The organism is Zhengella sedimenti, from assembly GCF_046506625.1.
GTDB lineage: Bacteria > Pseudomonadota > Alphaproteobacteria > Rhizobiales > Rhizobiaceae > Zhengella > Zhengella sedimenti.
In genome coordinates this window covers 1,113,413-1,129,793 of the sequence record NZ_JBKFFP010000001.1, presented here as the reverse complement: position 1 = coordinate 1,129,793, position 16,381 = coordinate 1,113,413, and the positions used below count along the sequence as shown (strand labels likewise).

The following is a 16,381-nucleotide window of genomic DNA, read 5'->3' as shown; positions in this document are numbered from 1 at the left end:
CCTAGAGCAGATCGACCAGATAGGGGATCAGCGGTTCGTCCGCGGGCGGCATGGGATAGTTGCGCATGTCGCGCGGGCGCACCCATTTGATCGCCTGGCCTTCCAGCCCGGACGGGTGCCCTTCGTACCGCCGGCAGACATAGAGCGGCATCAACAGGTGGAAATCCTCGTAACTGTGGCTGGCAAAGGTCAGCGGCGCCAGGCATGCGGCCTTCGTGCGCACGCCGATTTCCTCCTCCAGTTCCCGGATCAGGGTTTCCTCCGGCGTCTCGCCCGGTTCCACCTTGCCGCCGGGAAACTCCCAGAGGCCGGCAAGCGCCTTGCCTTCCGGGCGCTGCGTCAGCAGCACGCGTCCATCGGCATCGACCAGCGCGCAGGCAGCGACCAGCAGGATACGCCGGGACCGGGGCGCGTTCATCGCAGTTCCCCCGCCGGCTTGCGGTAGTGATAGAAATAGAGCGTCCGGAACCCGAGGCTGGTGTAAAGCGCGACGGCCGGGTAATTGCCGGTCTCGACCTGCAGCCAGGCTGTTCTGGCACCACGCAGGCGCGCCCATTTGAGCGCCGAGAGAACCGTGTTGCGGGCATGGCCCTGGCCGCGAAACGCCGCTGCCGTCGCCACCTCGAACAGCCCTGCCAGGTCCCCGTCATGCACGCAGATCGCCGTTGTCACCGGCTTTGCGTCCTTCTCCGCGAGGAAAAGCCCGGTTTCCGGTTCGATGGCATTCACGACTTCCGAGATGCCGGCCCGCATCGAGGTTCCGAGACCGCGCACGGCCAGGTGGGCGGCAGAGAAGCGGGCGACATCGCGTACCGGCAACTGGTCCAGCGTGCCGTCCAAGGCTATCGCCGCGATGTCGGCGATCATCACGATGGATTCGCCGAACCGTTCCCAGCCCTGCTCGTTGCACCACTGGGTCAGTTCCTCGCCAGCCAGTGGCGACAACCGCAGCACGAGATCGCGGCCATAGGCCTCGAACCGCGGCGCAGCACGGGCGATGCGCCCGGTAATGTCGCGCACATCGGCCGGATCGAGCGGGTTGATCGAGTTCAGCCGCTTGGCCGGATGGCTCGCGGTCAGGCGGATGGCCCAGGTTCCGTCATACTGGATGGATGTGGCCGGCCAGGCCCGGAAGCCCGCCGCCTCGAACCGCCTGACGATTCCAAGGTCTTCCGGCGCCATGCGTCTCACCGGTCCGTCCACCCCGCGCTCAGCTCCTGTAGTCGCCGTTGATGGCGACATATTCCTTGGTCAGGTCACACGTCCAGACCGTTGCATTGCCGTTGCCAAGACCGATGTCCGCCCGGATCACGATCTCGTCGTTCTTCATGTAGGCGGAGGCCTTTTCTTCCGAATAATCCGGATCGCGTTCGCCGTGATGGGCAAGCCTCATGCCGCCGAACCAGATGTCCAGCCGGTCGCGGTCGGCCGGTTCGCCGGCCTTGCCCACGGCCATGACGACGCGGCCCCAGTTGGCGTCCTCGCCCGCCGCAGCGGTCTTGACCAGCGGCGAATTGGCGATCGAAAGGGCGATGCGCCGGGCGGAGGCATCGCTTTCGGCCCCCGTGACCTGCACCTCGATGAACTTGCGCGCGCCCTCACCGTCGCGCACGACCTGCATCGCCAGGTCCTGCATGACCGTGAAGAGCCCCTCGCGGAACGCCTCCAGGCGGCCGTCGGCGGGATCGGCGATGCGCGGCGCGCCACGACCTTCCGCCTTGCCGGTGGCAAACAGCAGCAGCGTGTCGCTGGTCGAGGTGTCGGAATCAACCGTCACCGAATTGAACGTCGGCCCCGTCGCGGACGACAGCATGGCCTGCAGCGCCGCCGACTCGATGGGCGCGTCCGTGGCAATGAAGCTGAGCATCGTCGCCATGTCCGGCGCGATCATGCCCGCGCCCTTTGCAATGCCGTTGATGGTCACCGGCACCCCGCCGAGATCCACCGTCGCGGTGGCGTATTTGGGGAAGGTGTCGGTGGTCATGATGGCCTCGCCGGCGCCGTGCCAGCCATCCGCCACGGCCTTCGCCGCCAGGTCCGAAAGCAGGCCCGTGAACTTCTCCGCGGCCAGCGGTTCGCCGATGACGCCGGTCGACGCGAGGAAGACCTCGTTCTCGCCGCAACCGGCGGCGGCAGCGGCGGCGGACGCCGTCATGGCGGTCGCTTCCCGGCCCTTGCGCCCGGTAAACGCATTCGCGTTTCCGGAATTGACGACGAGGATGCGCGCCTGTCCGTGCGGCAGGTTTGCCCGGCAGAAATCCACCGGCGCCGACGGGCATTTCGACCGCGTGAACACGCCAGCCACCTCCGTGCCCGGCGCGAATGTCATGACCATGAGGTCGGTGCGGCCCTTGTACTTGATGCCTGCGGCCGCTGTCGCCACGGCGACGCCGTCGATGACCGGCATGTCGGGCCGGACCTTCGGCGCGAGCGGGGAAACGGAAGTGGACATGGATGCAGCGCTCCGAACGTCTTGCTGGTTGCTCGGCCCGGTTATTCGGCCTTGTCCATCTGCTCGACGACGCTCTTGAGCGTTTCGTCGGCGACGTCCACCTTGGCACCCTCGCGCAGCTTCGCCACCATTTCGAAATAGGTTTCGCGCAGCAGCGCCGAGCGCACCTGCTCCTTCACGTCGTCGAAGGCCGGCGGCTGCACCGCGCGCTTGTCTTCGACCTTGATGACATGCCAGCCGAACTGCGTCTGCACGGGCTCCGCCGAATGGGCACCGACATCCAGCCCGTAGGCCGCCGTCTCGAATTCCGGCACCATCTGGCCCTGCTGGAAATAACCCAGGTCGCCGCCGTTCGGCCCCGACGGGCCGGTCGACTTCGCCTTGGCGAGCTCCGCGAAATCGGCGCCGCCGTCCAGCTCCTTGATGATCGACTCGGCCTCTTCCTTCGTCTTCACGAGGATGTGACGTGCGCGGATCTCGTTGGAGGGCGGCGTGTCGGCCAGTTCCTTGTCATAGCGCGCCCGCACCATCTCGTCGGTGACGGCCGCGGCGACTTCCTTCTCGACATATTCCGAATGAAGGGCGCGGTTGGCCAGGAAAGCCATCCGGTTCTGGAAACCGGCATCCTTGTCGTATCCCTTCTCGCGCGCCTTCTGCGCCAGAAGCCGGATCTCGATGAGGGCGGACAGGGCAGCGCCGCGGCGCTGGTCTTCCGGCAGCCGGGCGAATTGCTGGTCGAGATTGGCAATGGCGAGCGACAGGTCGGATTCGGTGATTTCCATGCCGTCGACAGTGGCCACCACGGTATCTTCCGCTGCCAGGACCGGCGCTGCGAGCAGACCGGCGGCAAGGATGGCGGCCGAGAGGCCGGCGGTGAGGCGGCTGAACGAAACAGGCATGTCAGATAACTCCGAATGGGATCTTTGCCGGCCCGGAAGAACCGGCAATTGTGGCCGAATTTGGCATGCAGCGCCGCGCGCCGGCGGCGTTGACATCGCATCTGCCCCCTCTTATCTGTCCTGCGACCGTGCGTCCAGAACCAGTTTCGCGCATGGCCCGGCGCAATGCCGTCCCGCCTTGTCCTGGAAGGCTGTCCGGCCTGCCGCCCCTAACCGGCTCCGGCCAGGGCCGGATGATCGAGATTGAGAGGACCGACATGGTCAGTTTCGGCGGACTCGCCCGCAAGATTTTCGGCTCTGCCAACGACCGGCGCATCAAGGGAATGCGGCCGCGCGTCGAGGCGATCAACGCCATGGAAAACGAATTGGCGGCGCTCAGCGATGCCGAACTCGCCGCCCGCACAAACCAGTTCCGCGAGGATATCGCCAACGGGGCGAAGATCGCCGACCTGCTGGTGCCGGCCTTCGCCACTGTCCGCGAAGCGTCGAAGCGCGTGCTGGGCATGCGCCATTTCGATGTCCAGCTCATCGGCGGCATGGTCCTGCATGAAGGCTCCATCGCCGAGATGCGCACCGGCGAGGGCAAGACGCTCGTCGCCACGCTCGCCGTCTACCTGAATGCGCTGGAGGGCAAGGGCGTCCATGTCGTCACCGTGAACGACTACCTCGCCCGCCGCGACGCCGAATGGATGGGCCGCCTCTACGGCTTCCTGGGTCTTTCGACCGGCATCATCGTGCACGGCATGTCCGACGAGCAGCGCCGCCGGGCCTATGCCTGCGACGTGACCTACGGCACCAACAACGAGCTTGGTTTCGATTACCTGCGCGACAACATGAAGTATCAGCGCGAGGACATGGTTCAGCGCGGTCACAACTATGCCATCGTCGACGAGGTGGACTCCATCCTGATCGACGAGGCGCGCACGCCGCTGATCATTTCCGGCCCGCTCGACGACCGCTCCGAACTCTATGTCCAGGTCAACGGCTACATCCCGGAACTCCTCGACGAGGACTTCGAGATCGACGAGAAGCAGAAGACGGCGACCTTCACCGAGGTGGGCACCGAGAAGATCGAACGCCTGCTGACCGGAGCCGGCCTGCTCAAGGGCGAATCGCTCTATGACGTCGAGAACGTGGCCCTTGTCCACCATGCCAACAATGCGCTGCGCGCCCACAAGCTCTTCCAGCGCGACAAGGACTATATCGTCTCCAATGGCGAGATCGTCATCATTGACGAATTCACCGGCCGCCAGATGCCCGGCCGCCGTTTTTCCGAAGGCCTGCACCAGGCGCTGGAAGCCAAGGAAGGCGTCCAGATCCAGCCGGAAAACCAGACGCTGGCCTCCATCACCTTCCAGAACTACTTCCGCATGTATGGCAAGCTGGCCGGCATGACCGGCACGGCGTCCACGGAAGCCGAGGAGTTCGGCAGCATCTACGGCCTTGATGTCGCCGAGATTCCCACCAACCTGCCAATCCAGCGGCTTGACGAGGACGACGAGGTCTACCGCACCTTCGAGGAGAAGTACCGGGCGATCGTCCGCGAGATCAAGGACGCACACGCCAAGGGACAGCCCATCCTTGTCGGCACGACATCCATCGAGAAGTCGGAATTCCTGGCCGAACTGCTGCGCCGCGACGGGGTGAAGGACTTCGAGATCCTCAATGCCCGCCACCATGAGCGCGAGGCCTCCATCGTCGCCCAGGCAGGCGTGCCCGGCGCGATCACCATCGCCACCAACATGGCCGGCCGCGGCACCGACATCCAGCTCGGCGGCAATCCCGACATGCGCATTGCCGAGGAACTCGGCGACATGCCGGAGGGCCCGGAACGCCAGGCGAAGGAAGAGGCGATCCGCGCCGACATCAAGCGCCTGAAGGACCAGGCACTGGCCGCCGGCGGCCTTTACGTTCTTGCCACCGAGCGCCACGAAAGCCGCCGGATCGACAACCAGTTGCGCGGCCGCTCCGGCCGCCAGGGCGATCCCGGCAAGTCGAAGTTCTACCTTTCGCTTCAGGACGACCTGATGCGCATCTTCGGCTCCGAGCGGATGGATGGCATGCTCCAGAAGCTCGGCCTGAAGGAAGACGAGGCCATCATCCATCCCTGGATCAACAAGGCACTGGAGAAGGCCCAGAAGAAGGTCGAGGCGCGCAACTTCGATATCCGCAAGAATCTCCTCAAGTACGACGACGTGATGAACGACCAGCGCAAGGTCGTCTTCGAACAGCGCCTGGAACTGATGGACGGCGTGAACCTGTCCGAAACGGTCGCCGAGATGCGCCAAGACGTCATCGACGAAATGGTGGCCAAGCGCATTCCTGAGAAGGCCTATGCCGACCAGTGGGACGTCGCCGGCCTCAAGCAGGATGTCCAGGCCTATCTCAATCTCGAGCTGCCCATCGAGGAATGGGTGAAGGAAGACGGCATTGCCGAGGACGACATCACCGAACGCCTGACGGAAGCCGCCCGGAAGGCCGCCGACGAGCGCCTCGAGCGCTACGGCCCGGAATTGCAGACCTATGTCGAGAAGTCGATCATGCTGCAGACGCTGGACCATCTCTGGCGCGAGCATCTGGTCAACCTCGACCACCTGCGCTCGGTGATCGGTTTCCGCGGCTATGCGCAGCGCGATCCGCTGCAGGAATACAAGGGCGAGGCCTTCGAACTCTTCCAGGCCATGCTCGCCAACCTGCGCCAGGTCGTCACCGCGCAGTTGATGCGCGTCGAAATCGTCCAGCAGGCGGCCGAAAACCCCATGCCGGACGCGCCGGAGGGCGAAGGCAGCCATCTCGACCTGACCACGGGGCTGGACGAGTTCGACGAACCGGTGGAAGCCGTCTTCGACGACACGCCCCCGCGCCAGGTCGCCCCCGAGGATCGCGATCCCGCCGATCCGGCAAGCTGGGGCAAGGTCGGCCGCAACGAGCCCTGCCCCTGCGGTTCGGGCAAGAAGTTCAAGCACTGCCACGGCGTGCTGGCCTGACATGATCCTGTAACGGAATGAAAAAAGACCGGCGCCGCGGTTGTGGCGCCGGTCTTCCTTTGTGGAATGCAGGTGCGGCTCAGAAGTCGCAGCGGCCGGTCCGCATGCACGTGCGCATCTTGTCGCGCAGATCGGCTTTCCATTCGCGCGCATCCTCGCGGCCGTGACGCGAACCGTCGCGCTCGCCGGACCGGTAGCCGAGCATGTAGCCCTTCCGGTAGCCGACCCGGTAGCCGCGGGCATAGTCGGCGCTGCGGGTGCTCTTTGTGGTGAAGGCGGAACGCCCGTTGATCAGTTCATCGACATAGGAAGCCTTGTAGGCGCCCTTGTAGCCATCGGTGTAACCGTGTTCGCGGCCGATCCGCTTGCCTTCCCGGTAACCGTCCCGGTAGGCCTGCGACGCGGCCTCGGCACCGGACGGGATGACGGCGGGCGCAACGGTCACGGCAGCCGCCGCAATCAGCGCCGGTGCGGCGAAACGGGCGAAGAAGGAGCGGCGGTTCAGGTTCGTGGTCTGCTGGGTCATGGTGGTTCTCCCTGGTTGATCGGCTTCCAATGACCGCATGATGGACGGGCCACGCTGAACACAGCCGGACCGGGCCATTCATTCGCAGTTCATGTTCTCGGGTCGATCGACAGCGCCGGTCGGCAAGGCGGTCTTGCGGGCTGCCGGCATCGCTTGAGGCCGCCGGGCCAACTGTTTCTTAAAGTCTCATTGCTAAATGGAGACGGGACATCGGGATCAAAGGGAACAGGGGTGCGCTTCTCCGCCGCCGCCACAACCGAACGCATCTTGCCGGGGCCGCTCGCCATCCGGGCGCGTCCGCTCGCGGACCGCTTCGACGAACTGGTCTTCGCCGCCGACGAACGCGGCAAGGCCAGCCGCATGTCGCTGATCGCCTTTGCCATCCGCATCGTATCGGCCGCACTGGCCTTCGTCTCCCAGGTGCTGCTGGCCCGCTGGATGGGCAGCTTCGACTACGGCATCTTTGTTCTGGTCTGGGTCACGATGATCATCGCCGGAAACATATCCTGCTTCGGCTTTCACACCTCGATCATCCGTTTCCTGCCCGAATACCGGGCCAGCGGCGACCTGGACAGCCTGCGCGGCATCACGCTGGCAAGCCGGCTCGTCGCCATTCTCGCCGCATCGGCGCTCGCCGCCCTGGGGATCGCCGGCGTATGGTTTTTCGCCGACCGCATCGAGAGCTACTACATCGTTCCGTTCTGGCTCGGCCTTGTCTGCCTGCCGATGATCGCGCTGTCCGACGTGTTGCAGGGCATTTCGCGCGCGCATGCCTGGGCGCTGTCCGCCCTTGCGCCGATATATCTGATCCGCCCGGTACTGATCCTCGCCTTCATGGGTGCCGCCCTTCTGGCCGGCTTTCCCGCCGATACCAACACGGCCATCGTTTCGGCCATAGCGGCGACCTACGCCACCACGGTCGGCCAGCTCGTCCTTGTCACCGCCTGGGCGGGCCGCGAGGTGCCCGATGGTCCGCGCGCCTATCACATGGGGAGCTGGATCAGGATTTCCCTGCCCATCTTCCTCGTCGAGGGTTTCTTCTTCCTGATGACCAATGCCGACGTGCTGATGGTCGGACGCTATCTCGAACCTCACGATGTCGCCATCTACTATGCCGCGGTCAAGATCCTCGCGCTGGTCCATTTCGTCTATTTCGCCGTCAAGGCGGGGGCCGCGCAGCGTTTCGCCACGCTGGCAAACGATCCGGACGCCACCAGGCTGGGGACCTTCGCCCGTGAAACCGTCCACTGGACCTTCTGGCCATCCGTCGCCATGGCCGGCGCGATCCTCCTGTCGGGGCATTTCCTGCTCGGGCTTTTCGGCGAGGAATTCACCGCCGGATACCCGATGCTGTTCGTCCTGGTGCTCGGTGTCGTGGCCCGCGCCTCGGTCGGGCCGGCCGAGAGCCTGCTCACCATGACCGGCAACCAGACCGCTTGCGCCGCGGTCTACGGTGTTGCACTGACGACCAATATCGTGCTCAACGTCCTTTTCCTGCCGGTCTGGGGGCTTTGGGGCGCGGCCATCGCAACCGCCATCGCCATGAGCGTGGAGGCGTTGTTGCTCATTCACACCGTCTGGCGCCGCCACGGCATTTTCATGTTCGTCGCCCTGCCCGCCAACTGGTCACGGGGGAAAGCCTGACATGGCAGCCATTCCTCTCTTCGAAGAATTCAGCGGCACCGCGTCGGGCCAGTTGATCGCCGATCTCGCGGGCGTCGGCGGATCCGGCTTCGGGGACCTGCCGCTCGACGTGCTGCATGGCGCGACCCTGCCCGGAAGCCCTCGCCGGCTGTCGGTCTACGCGGCATCGGCCGGTTTCGACCTCGTGGAGGAACTCGACCACCTGGCCGCCCGCAGCATCGAACCGAACGTCTTCTTCAATCCGCGCTTCCTCGCCCCCGCCATGCCGCGGCTGGAAGACCGGGAAGTGTTCCTCGCCGTCATGCGCGACGAGAACGATCACCGCTCGCGCCTGCGGTTCCTTCTGCCCTACTCGGTCGAACGCCCCGGCCTCGGCATTGGCCCGGCCATCCTGCGCGCCTGGTCGAGCCCCTACGGCCCGCTCGGCACGCCGCTGATCGACCGCGACGATCCGGTCGGCATCGTTGACGATTTCATGGCCATGCTGACGCGCCCCTCGCTCGGACTGCCGAACGTGCTGGTCCTGCCCGACATGCTTCTGGACGGCGAGGCCGCCAGTATCGTGCGGACAGCAGCGATGGGCCGCAACCTCCCGGTCCTGACCGCGGCCACGCGCGAGCGCGCCTTCCTGAAGAGCGACCTGGACGGCGAAACCTACCTTCGCAACTCCCTCAATTCCCACCACTTCCGGGAATACCGCCGGCTGTGGCGCAGGCTCGCCGAGAAGGGAACCCTGGAATACCAGGTGGCCCGCCATCCCGACGACATCCGCCGCGGCTGCGAATCCTTCCTCACGCTGGAACTGATGGGCTGGAAGGGGCGCGAACGCACCGCCCTGGCATCTGACCGCTACCAGGCCGCCTTCGTGCGCGAAGCGGTCCACCGACTATCCGAACAGGACATGGTGCGCGTCCACACGCTGACCCTGGACGGGGAAACGATCGCGGCCCTCATCGTCTACATCGAACGCGGCGTCGCCTATACGTGGAAGACGGCCTATGACGAGACGCTGTCGGCCTATTCGCCCGGCGCGCTTCTGATGATCGAGGCGACAAAGACGCATCTCGACGATCCCAACATCGCGATAACCGACTCCTGCGCCGCGCCCGATCATCCGCAGATGGACCGGCTGTGGAGCGAGCGCCGGACCATCGGCACGCTCATCGTCGGCCTGACACCCGGCGCCGACCGGCTTGCCCGCCAGACGGCCGCGCAACTGCACCTCTACACCGAGACCCGCAACCTCGCGCGCCTTGTGCGCAAGCGCATGCGCGGTTTCATCCGGCGGCGCTGAGGAGGCAGCCGGCAGCGCCTGCGCGCTGCCTCACTCCTTTGCCACGATCGCGCCCACGTCAAGCAGCGGCGAGGCGTCGATGTCGCCGGCGTTGAGCATGTCGCCCACCCGTTCCAGCACCGAGAGGACCATGGCCTGTTCCCAGTCGGGAAGGTCGGAAAACTGGCGCGCGAAGATGCGCTGCAAGGGGTCCGGCGCCGCCGCCAGGACGGCCCGCCCCTCCTCCGTCACGCTCACCCAGACGATGCGCTTGTCGCGCTGGCCGCGCGTGCGCGAAACCAGGCCGCGCCGCTCCAGCTTGTCGATCAGCGTCGTCGCCGTCGCCTGACCGACGCCGGCCTGGGCGGCGATCGTCTTCGGGGCCACGCGGTCATTGCGCGCGACGATTTCCAGCACGATGAGCTGCGGGACTGTCAGCCCGGTGGCCTTGGCCAGCGCGCGGGCATTGAATTCGGTAGCCCTGAGAATGCGTCTCAACGCGATCAGCGATGCCTGTACCCTGTCTTCCATGCCACCTCTTCCGGTTGATCCGATGCGGAAAACCATTTTGATTTGCAAATTATATCATATCGCATTTTTTCACATTGATTTCAACAATTTATATATTTTTCAGAACTTTTTTCGGCATCATCTGTTGTCATGTAGTTCGATAATCATAATATCCGCAGCACATTGAACAGGCATTTCGGAGACCCATGAAACCCGTTGAACCACTGAAACGAAAAGACACCATCACCTTTCGCGAGCCCACGCGCGAAGACGGCAGCGACGTCTGGGAGCTTGTCCGGGCCTGCGAGCCGCTGGACGTCAACTCCCGCTATTGCAACCTGATCCAGTGCGACCATTTTGCCGAAACATGCGTTGCGGCCACCCGGGCCGACGGCAAGCTGGTCGGATGGATCTCCGCCTATCGCCTGCCCGACGACCCCGAAACGCTTTTCGTCTGGCAGGTCGCCGTCTCGCCGCTGGCCCAGGGCCAGGGCGTGGGCAAGCGCATGCTGAACCATCTGCTCGACCGCGACGCCTGCAAGGATGTCGCCCGTCTGCAGACCACCATCACGCCGGACAACGAGGCAAGCTGGGCGCTGTTTTCATCCCTGGCCCGCAGTCGCGGCGGCAGGCTCAGCGACCGCCCGCACTATCGCCGGGATGACCATTTCGACGGCCGCCACGAGACCGAGCACATGGTCACCATCCGCTTCCCGGATGCAAGGCGCGCCGCCGCCTGATTTCGCCACCTGCGCGAAGACAAAGACAACAAACCTGAAAAGAGGTTCCCATGACTTCCGCCACGACGGACGACACCACCATTTTCTCCCGGCGCGAATCGGCTGTGCGCAGCTATTGCCGCAGCTTTCCGGTCGTCTTCGAGACCGGCCGCAACGCCACACTGACCGATGCCGACGGCCGCGAATACATCGATTTCCTGGCCGGTTGCTCGTCGCTCAACTACGGCCATAACGATCCGGACATGAAGGCCGCGCTGGTCGAATACATCGCCGGCGACGGCGTCACCCATGGCCTGGACATGCATACCGGCGCAAAGGCCGATTTCCTCAAGGCTTTCGAGCGCATCGTCCTCAAGCCGCGAGACATGGATCACAAGGTGATGTTCTGCGGCCCGACCGGGGCCAATGCCGTCGAGGCAGCCTTGAAGCTGGCCCGCAAGGTGACCGGCCGCACCAACGTGATCGCCTTCACCAACGGCTTCCATGGCGTCACCAACGGCGCACTGGCGGCCACCGGCAATGGCTACCATCGCGGTGGCGCCGGCGTCGGCCTGCCCGATGTCACCCGCATGCCCTTTGACGGCTTTCTCGACCAGGACACCGATTCCGCGGCCCTTCTGGAACAGATGCTGTCCGATCCCTCCGGCGGCATCGATGCACCGGCGGCCATCATCCTGGAAACGGTCCAGGGCGAAGGCGGGTTGAATGCCGCCTCGCCGGAATGGGTGCGCCGCATCGAGAGAATCGCCCGCGACAACGGCGCGCTCTTCATCGTCGACGACATCCAGGCAGGATGCGGACGCACGGGAACCTTCTTCAGTTTCGAGGATTTCGGTATCATGCCGGATATCGTCACCATGGCCAAATCGCTGTCTGGCTACGGCTTGCCGCTGGCTGCCGTGCTGATCCGTCCGGAGCATGACATTTTCGGCCCGGCCGAGCACAACGGGACCTTCCGCGGCAACAACCATGCCTTCGTGACCGCGCGCGTTGCGCTGGAAAAATTCTGGTCCGGCGACGCCTTCCAGGAAGAGATCGCAGGCAAGGCCGACCTTCTCGGCAAACGGCTGAACCGCATTGCAAGCCGCGTGCCGGGCGCTCGCGTCAAGGGCCGCGGCATGATGCAGGGCGTCGACGTGGGCAGCGGCGAGCGCGCTTCCGACATCTGTGCGGAATGCTTCCGCAACGGCCTGATCATCGAGACCTCGGGCGCCTTCGACGAAGTCGTCAAGATCCTCGCGCCCCTGACCATCGAACGCGAACGGCTCGAACGCGGCCTCGACATCCTCGAGGCGGCCGTCGCAACTGTCATCCAGCCCAAGACCATCGCAGCGGAGTAAAGAGCAATGATCGTACGTGACCTGAACGAAGCCAGGAACACCGAGCGGCACGTCGTGTCGGACGGGTGGGAGAGCGTCCGCCTGCTGCTCGCCGGCGACAAGATGGGGTTCAGCTTTCACATCACCACCATCCATGCCGGTGGCGAACTGAACTTCCATTACAAGAACCACCTTGAATCCGTCTATTGCATCTCCGGTTCCGGTTCCATCGAGGACATCGCCACCGGTGAGGTCCACCAGATCCGGCCGGGCATCATGTATGCGCTCGACAAGCATGACAGGCACATCCTGCGCGCCGGCGAGGAAATGATCATGGCCTGCGTGTTCAATCCGCCGGTCACCGGCCAGGAAGTCCACCAGGCGGACGGATCCTATGCCCTCGTAGCCGAGGAGGCCTGAAACGGGGCGCCGGACCAAACGCCAACCAAAACCAACAAGGACGGGAGAGAGCAATGAATCTCATGCAGAACCCCGAACGAAACACAACCGACGCCTACCCCACCCGCCTGCCGCAGGAGACCTGGAGCGAGCGGCACGACCGCACGGTCTGGAGCCAGTGGCGCCCCGACGCGCCGCTGACTGCCCAGCAGGCAGACAGCTTCGAGCGCAACGGCTTTCTCGTGCTCGAAAACCTGTTCACGCCCGAGGAAGTGAAGGCCTTGCAGGCCGAAGCCAAGGGCCTGCGCGAGGGCGGGCGCACGCTGATGCAGGACACGGTCATCACCGAACCCGACAGCGATGCGGTGCGCACCATCTTCAAGCTGCCCGAGCAGAGCGTGATCTTCGACCGGCTGGCCCGCGACCGGCGTCTGGCAGGCATCGCGCGCTTCCTGCTGGGTGACGAGGTCTACATCCACCAGTCGCGGCTGAACTACAAGCCGGGCTTCACGGGCAAGGAATTCTACTGGCATTCCGATTTCGAGACCTGGCACGCCGAGGATGGCATGCCGCGCATGCGCGCGGTCTCGGCCTCGCTGCTGCTGACCGACAACGACGCCAACAATGGCGCGCTGATGCTGATGCCGGGCTCGCACAAGACCTTCATCGGCTGCGCGGGCGAGACGCCGGATGACAACCACAAGACCTCGCTGAAGGTGCAGGAGGTCGGCACGCCCTCGCATGAGGCTTTGAGCCGGCTGGCCCGCGAAAACGGCATCGAGAGCGCGACCGGCCCGGCCGGCACGCTGGTGCTCTTCGACTGCAACACCATGCACGGGTCGAATTCCAACATCACGCCGTTTGCCCGGTCCAACGCCTTCTTCGTGTTCAATGCGGTGTCCAACGCGCTGCTTGATCCCTTCGCGGCCTCGAAACCGCGGCCGGACTTCCTGGCGGCGCGGGGCGACGCCCTCCCGCTTGAAATCGCATCGGGCCCGCTGGCCTGAAAGGAGAGAATGAACAATGACAAAGGCTGAGAAAACCAGCCGGAACGCATCGCAGGACAACACGCCGCTGCGATGCGCGCACACCGTCGAGAAGATCGGCGGCACCTCCATGAGTCGCCTGCGCGAACTGCTCGGCACGATCCTTGTGGGTGAGCGCACCGGCGCGGACCTCTACCAGCGTGTCTTCGTCGTTTCCGCCTTCGGCGGCATCACCGACCGCCTGCTGGAACACAAGAAATCCGGCGAACTGGGTGTCTACGCGCTGTTTGCCAGCGCCGACAACCACCACGGCTGGATGGATGCGCTGTCGCAGACGGCGCGCGCCATGCTGGAGATCAATGCCGGCCTGTTCGACCATGCGGCCGACCGCCAGGCGGCTGACGAATTCGTGCGCGAACGCATCGAGGGCGCGCGCGGCTGCCTGATCGACCTGCAGCGCCTGTGCTCCTACGGCCACTTCCAGCTGACCGAGCACATGCAGACGACGCGCGAACTGCTTGCCGCCCTCGGCGAAGCCCATTCCGCCAACAACCTCGCGATCCTGTTGCGCCGCCATGGCGTCAATGCGCGCCTGGTCGATCTGACCGGCTGGCGCGACGAAACCCAGCCGGACCTTCACGAGCGCATCGAAACCGCCTTCGCCGACATCGACCTGGCCAGCGAACTGCCCATCGTCACCGGCTATGCGCAATGCCGCGAAGGCCTGATGAAGGAATTCGACCGGGGTTATTCGGAAGTGACTTTCGCGACCATCGCCGCGCTGACCGGCGCGCGAGAGGCGATCATCCACAAGGAGTTCCACCTTTCCAGCGCGGATCCGAAGCTTGTCGGCGAGGACAAGGTGCGCAAGATCGGCCGCACGAACTACGACGTGGCCGACCAGCTTTCCAACATGGGCATGGAAGCCATCCATCCCAAGGCGGCAAAGACCCTGCGACAGGCCGGCGTGCCGCTGCGCGTCGCCAACGCGTTCGAACCGGATGATCCGGGCACACTGATCGACGCCGATCTGGCCGGCGAGCCGGGCGTGCAGATGATCACCGGACTGACCATCACCTCCATCGAACTGTTCGAGCAGGACATGGTGGGCGTGAAGGGCTACGACGCGGCCATCCTCGATGCCCTGACGCGCCATCGCCTGCGCATCGTCTCCAAGGCGTCGAACGCCAATTCCATCGTCCATCATGTCGAGGCGACGTTGAAGGGCGTGCGCCGGGTCGAGCGGGACCTGCGCGAGCGTTACCCCAATGCCCGCATCACCGCGCGCCGCGCGGCCATCGTCTCCGCCATCGGCCGGGACCTGACCGGCCAGGACGTGATGCTCAACGGGCTGCAGGCCCTTCGCGAAGCCGGCATCACGCCCATCGCCGCCCAGGAAACTGGACGGGGCGTCGATGTGCAGTTTCTCCTTTCCGAGGAGGACAAGGAAGCCGGTGCCCGGGCGCTTCACCGCGCGCTCGTTGAAACCGCTGCCGGCAATCCGCTCAAACACGCGGCCTGACAAGGCGCGTGCCGGCGCGATCCCGCCGGCACCTCCATCCATGCTGGCGGTCACGCAAATTGCCTTTTTCCAGGAACCGGATGAAACTGCCCGCAACAGCGTAGACCGGAGCGGGCCATGAACGAACAGGACTCGAACCGTCACCTCGGCGAGGGGGGCGCCGGCCCGGATGCCAATGACGCCGGGTCGGTGGCGGTCCGCAAGGCAGTCGCCGTTCACCTTGTACGCGCCATGCCGGCGGGCGAGGCAGCCCGGTCGGTCCTGCGCGAATGCGCCGCGCAGATATCGGCCAATGCCGCCGCGATCCTGTCATCCGACGATCCGGAGGGCCCGCACCAGTTGCGCATCGGCCTGCGCCGCCTGCGCAGCGCCCTGTCCATCTTCGGCAAGGTGGTCGACGGCGAGGCGCGCGAGGTGCTCGCCAGCGAAGCCAAATGGCTGGGCCGCGAGGCCGGCAAGGTGCGCGACGTCGATGTGATCCTGTCGGAAATGGTGGAGCCGCTGGCAAGGGCACGGCCCGATGACGAGGGCGCGGCGGCCTTGGCGCAATCCGTCCAAGCTAGCGCATCCGGTCTGCGCACGTCTTTTCGCACGACAATTTCGGGTCCGCGCGCAAGCGCATTCCTGCGCGACCTGCAGGTCTGGGTCGAAACCGCGCCGTGGATGACCGCGGACGATACCGGACAGGCGAAGTGGCGCGGCGTGCCGGCTCGCGACCTGGCCGGCATGGTGCTGGACAAACGCTGGAAGAAGACCCGCGCCCATGCCCGCAAGATCGGCCGGCTGACGCTGGAACAACGCCATGAACTGCGCAAGGAGTTGAAGAAGCTGCGCTATGCGGTGGAGTTTCTCGCCCCCATCCATGCGCAAAAGAAGGTCGCGCCCTTTCTCGCGCACCTCAAATCGCTTCAGGATGTCTTCGGCGCCCTGAACGACACCCGCATGGCGGAGACATGGTTCGCCGGAGACCCGGCCGGCGCCGATGCCGATCCGGCCGTCCAGCGCGCGATCGGACGCCTTCTCGGCGCCAAGGCCATGGAAGCGGAAACCGCCTGGAGCCATGCCCGCGCCCTCTGGAAGGACCTGAAGCGCACGCCCGTTTTCTGGAAAAAGCGCACATAGCG

At 65.2% G+C, this 16,381-nt stretch carries 15 protein-coding genes; 9 read left to right on the top strand and 6 right to left on the bottom strand.

The genetic code is table 11. The features are described 5' to 3' along the window. Position 1: 1 nt before the first annotated feature. Genes mutT through ACLB6G_RS05565 form a run of 4 tightly spaced genes read right to left on the bottom strand, consistent with a single transcriptional unit; the run spans position 2 to position 3,351 of the window. On the bottom strand, positions 2 to 418 hold the full coding sequence (gene mutT / locus ACLB6G_RS05580) for an 8-oxo-dGTP diphosphatase MutT (RefSeq protein ID WP_410355114.1): 417 nt from the start codon (positions 416 to 418) through the stop codon (positions 2 to 4). Beyond that, positions 415 to 1,182: a GNAT family N-acetyltransferase gene (locus ACLB6G_RS05575; protein WP_410355113.1), complete on the bottom strand. Its 768-nt coding sequence runs from the start codon at positions 1,180 to 1,182 to the stop codon at positions 415 to 417. The genes mutT and ACLB6G_RS05575 overlap by 4 nt, the downstream gene beginning before the upstream one ends. A gap of 28 nt (positions 1,183 to 1,210) precedes the next feature. After that, positions 1,211 to 2,452 carry a bifunctional glutamate N-acetyltransferase/amino-acid acetyltransferase ArgJ gene (gene argJ / locus ACLB6G_RS05570; protein ID WP_410355112.1) on the bottom strand — a complete coding sequence of 414 codons (1,242 nt, stop codon included), beginning with the start codon at positions 2,450 to 2,452 and terminating at the stop codon, positions 1,211 to 1,213. Between the two features lie 41 nt (positions 2,453 to 2,493). Continuing rightward, a complete protein-coding gene (locus tag ACLB6G_RS05565; protein WP_410355111.1) occupies positions 2,494 to 3,351 on the bottom strand; it encodes a peptidylprolyl isomerase in 858 nt (285 codons plus the stop codon). Positions 3,352 to 3,608: 257 nt separating this feature from the next. Between ACLB6G_RS05565 and secA the strand changes: the two genes are divergently transcribed. Beyond that, positions 3,609 to 6,338 (top strand): preprotein translocase subunit SecA, encoded by a 2,730-nt coding sequence (gene secA, locus ACLB6G_RS05560; protein WP_410355174.1) that lies wholly within the window; start codon positions 3,609 to 3,611, stop codon positions 6,336 to 6,338. Positions 6,339 to 6,417: 79 nt separating this feature from the next. Here the strand turns inward: secA and ACLB6G_RS05555 are convergent, their stop codons facing one another. Next, complete coding sequence (locus ACLB6G_RS05555; protein ID WP_410355110.1) at positions 6,418 to 6,864, bottom strand: hypothetical protein; 447 nt, start codon at positions 6,862 to 6,864, stop codon at positions 6,418 to 6,420. Between the two features lie 231 nt (positions 6,865 to 7,095). Between ACLB6G_RS05555 and ACLB6G_RS05550 the strand changes: the two genes are divergently transcribed. Continuing rightward, positions 7,096 to 8,508: a lipopolysaccharide biosynthesis protein gene (locus ACLB6G_RS05550; RefSeq protein WP_410355109.1), complete on the top strand. Its 1,413-nt coding sequence runs from the start codon at positions 7,096 to 7,098 to the stop codon at positions 8,506 to 8,508. Between the two features lies 1 nt (position 8,509). Continuing rightward, positions 8,510 to 9,802, top strand: a complete 1,293-nt coding sequence (locus tag ACLB6G_RS05545; protein WP_410355108.1) for a GNAT family N-acetyltransferase — start codon at positions 8,510 to 8,512, stop codon at positions 9,800 to 9,802. 30 nt (positions 9,803 to 9,832) lie between these two features. On the opposite strand, the gene ACLB6G_RS05540 is transcribed toward ACLB6G_RS05545, so the two are convergent. After that, positions 9,833 to 10,312, bottom strand: coding sequence for a MarR family winged helix-turn-helix transcriptional regulator (locus ACLB6G_RS05540; protein WP_410355107.1), 480 nt, complete (start codon positions 10,310 to 10,312; stop codon positions 9,833 to 9,835). A gap of 185 nt (positions 10,313 to 10,497) precedes the next feature. On the opposite strand from ACLB6G_RS05540, the gene ectA reads away from it, so the two are divergent. The 6 genes from ectA (at position 10,498) to ACLB6G_RS05510 (ending at position 16,379) form a co-directional block, all read left to right on the top strand. Beyond that, on the top strand, positions 10,498 to 11,031 hold the full coding sequence (gene ectA / locus ACLB6G_RS05535) for a diaminobutyrate acetyltransferase (RefSeq protein ID WP_410355106.1): 534 nt from the start codon (positions 10,498 to 10,500) through the stop codon (positions 11,029 to 11,031). A 50-nt stretch (positions 11,032 to 11,081) separates the two neighbouring features. Then, the gene (gene ectB, locus ACLB6G_RS05530; RefSeq protein WP_410355105.1) at positions 11,082 to 12,371 is read left to right on the top strand and encodes a diaminobutyrate--2-oxoglutarate transaminase; all 1,290 of its coding nucleotides are present in this window, start codon (positions 11,082 to 11,084) and stop codon (positions 12,369 to 12,371) included. Between the two features lie 6 nt (positions 12,372 to 12,377). After that, on the top strand, positions 12,378 to 12,770 hold the full coding sequence (locus tag ACLB6G_RS05525) for an ectoine synthase (RefSeq protein WP_410355104.1): 393 nt from the start codon (positions 12,378 to 12,380) through the stop codon (positions 12,768 to 12,770). Positions 12,771 to 12,823: 53 nt separating this feature from the next. Then, complete coding sequence (gene thpD, locus ACLB6G_RS05520; protein ID WP_410355103.1) at positions 12,824 to 13,756, top strand: ectoine hydroxylase; 933 nt, start codon at positions 12,824 to 12,826, stop codon at positions 13,754 to 13,756. 16 nt (positions 13,757 to 13,772) lie between these two features. Continuing rightward, a complete protein-coding gene (locus ACLB6G_RS05515) occupies positions 13,773 to 15,257 on the top strand; it encodes an aspartate kinase (RefSeq protein ID WP_410355102.1) in 1,485 nt (494 codons plus the stop codon). 117 nt (positions 15,258 to 15,374) lie between these two features. Continuing rightward, positions 15,375 to 16,379 (top strand): CHAD domain-containing protein, encoded by a 1,005-nt coding sequence (locus ACLB6G_RS05510; protein ID WP_410355101.1) that lies wholly within the window; start codon positions 15,375 to 15,377, stop codon positions 16,377 to 16,379. Positions 16,380 to 16,381: the final 2 nt, after the last annotated feature.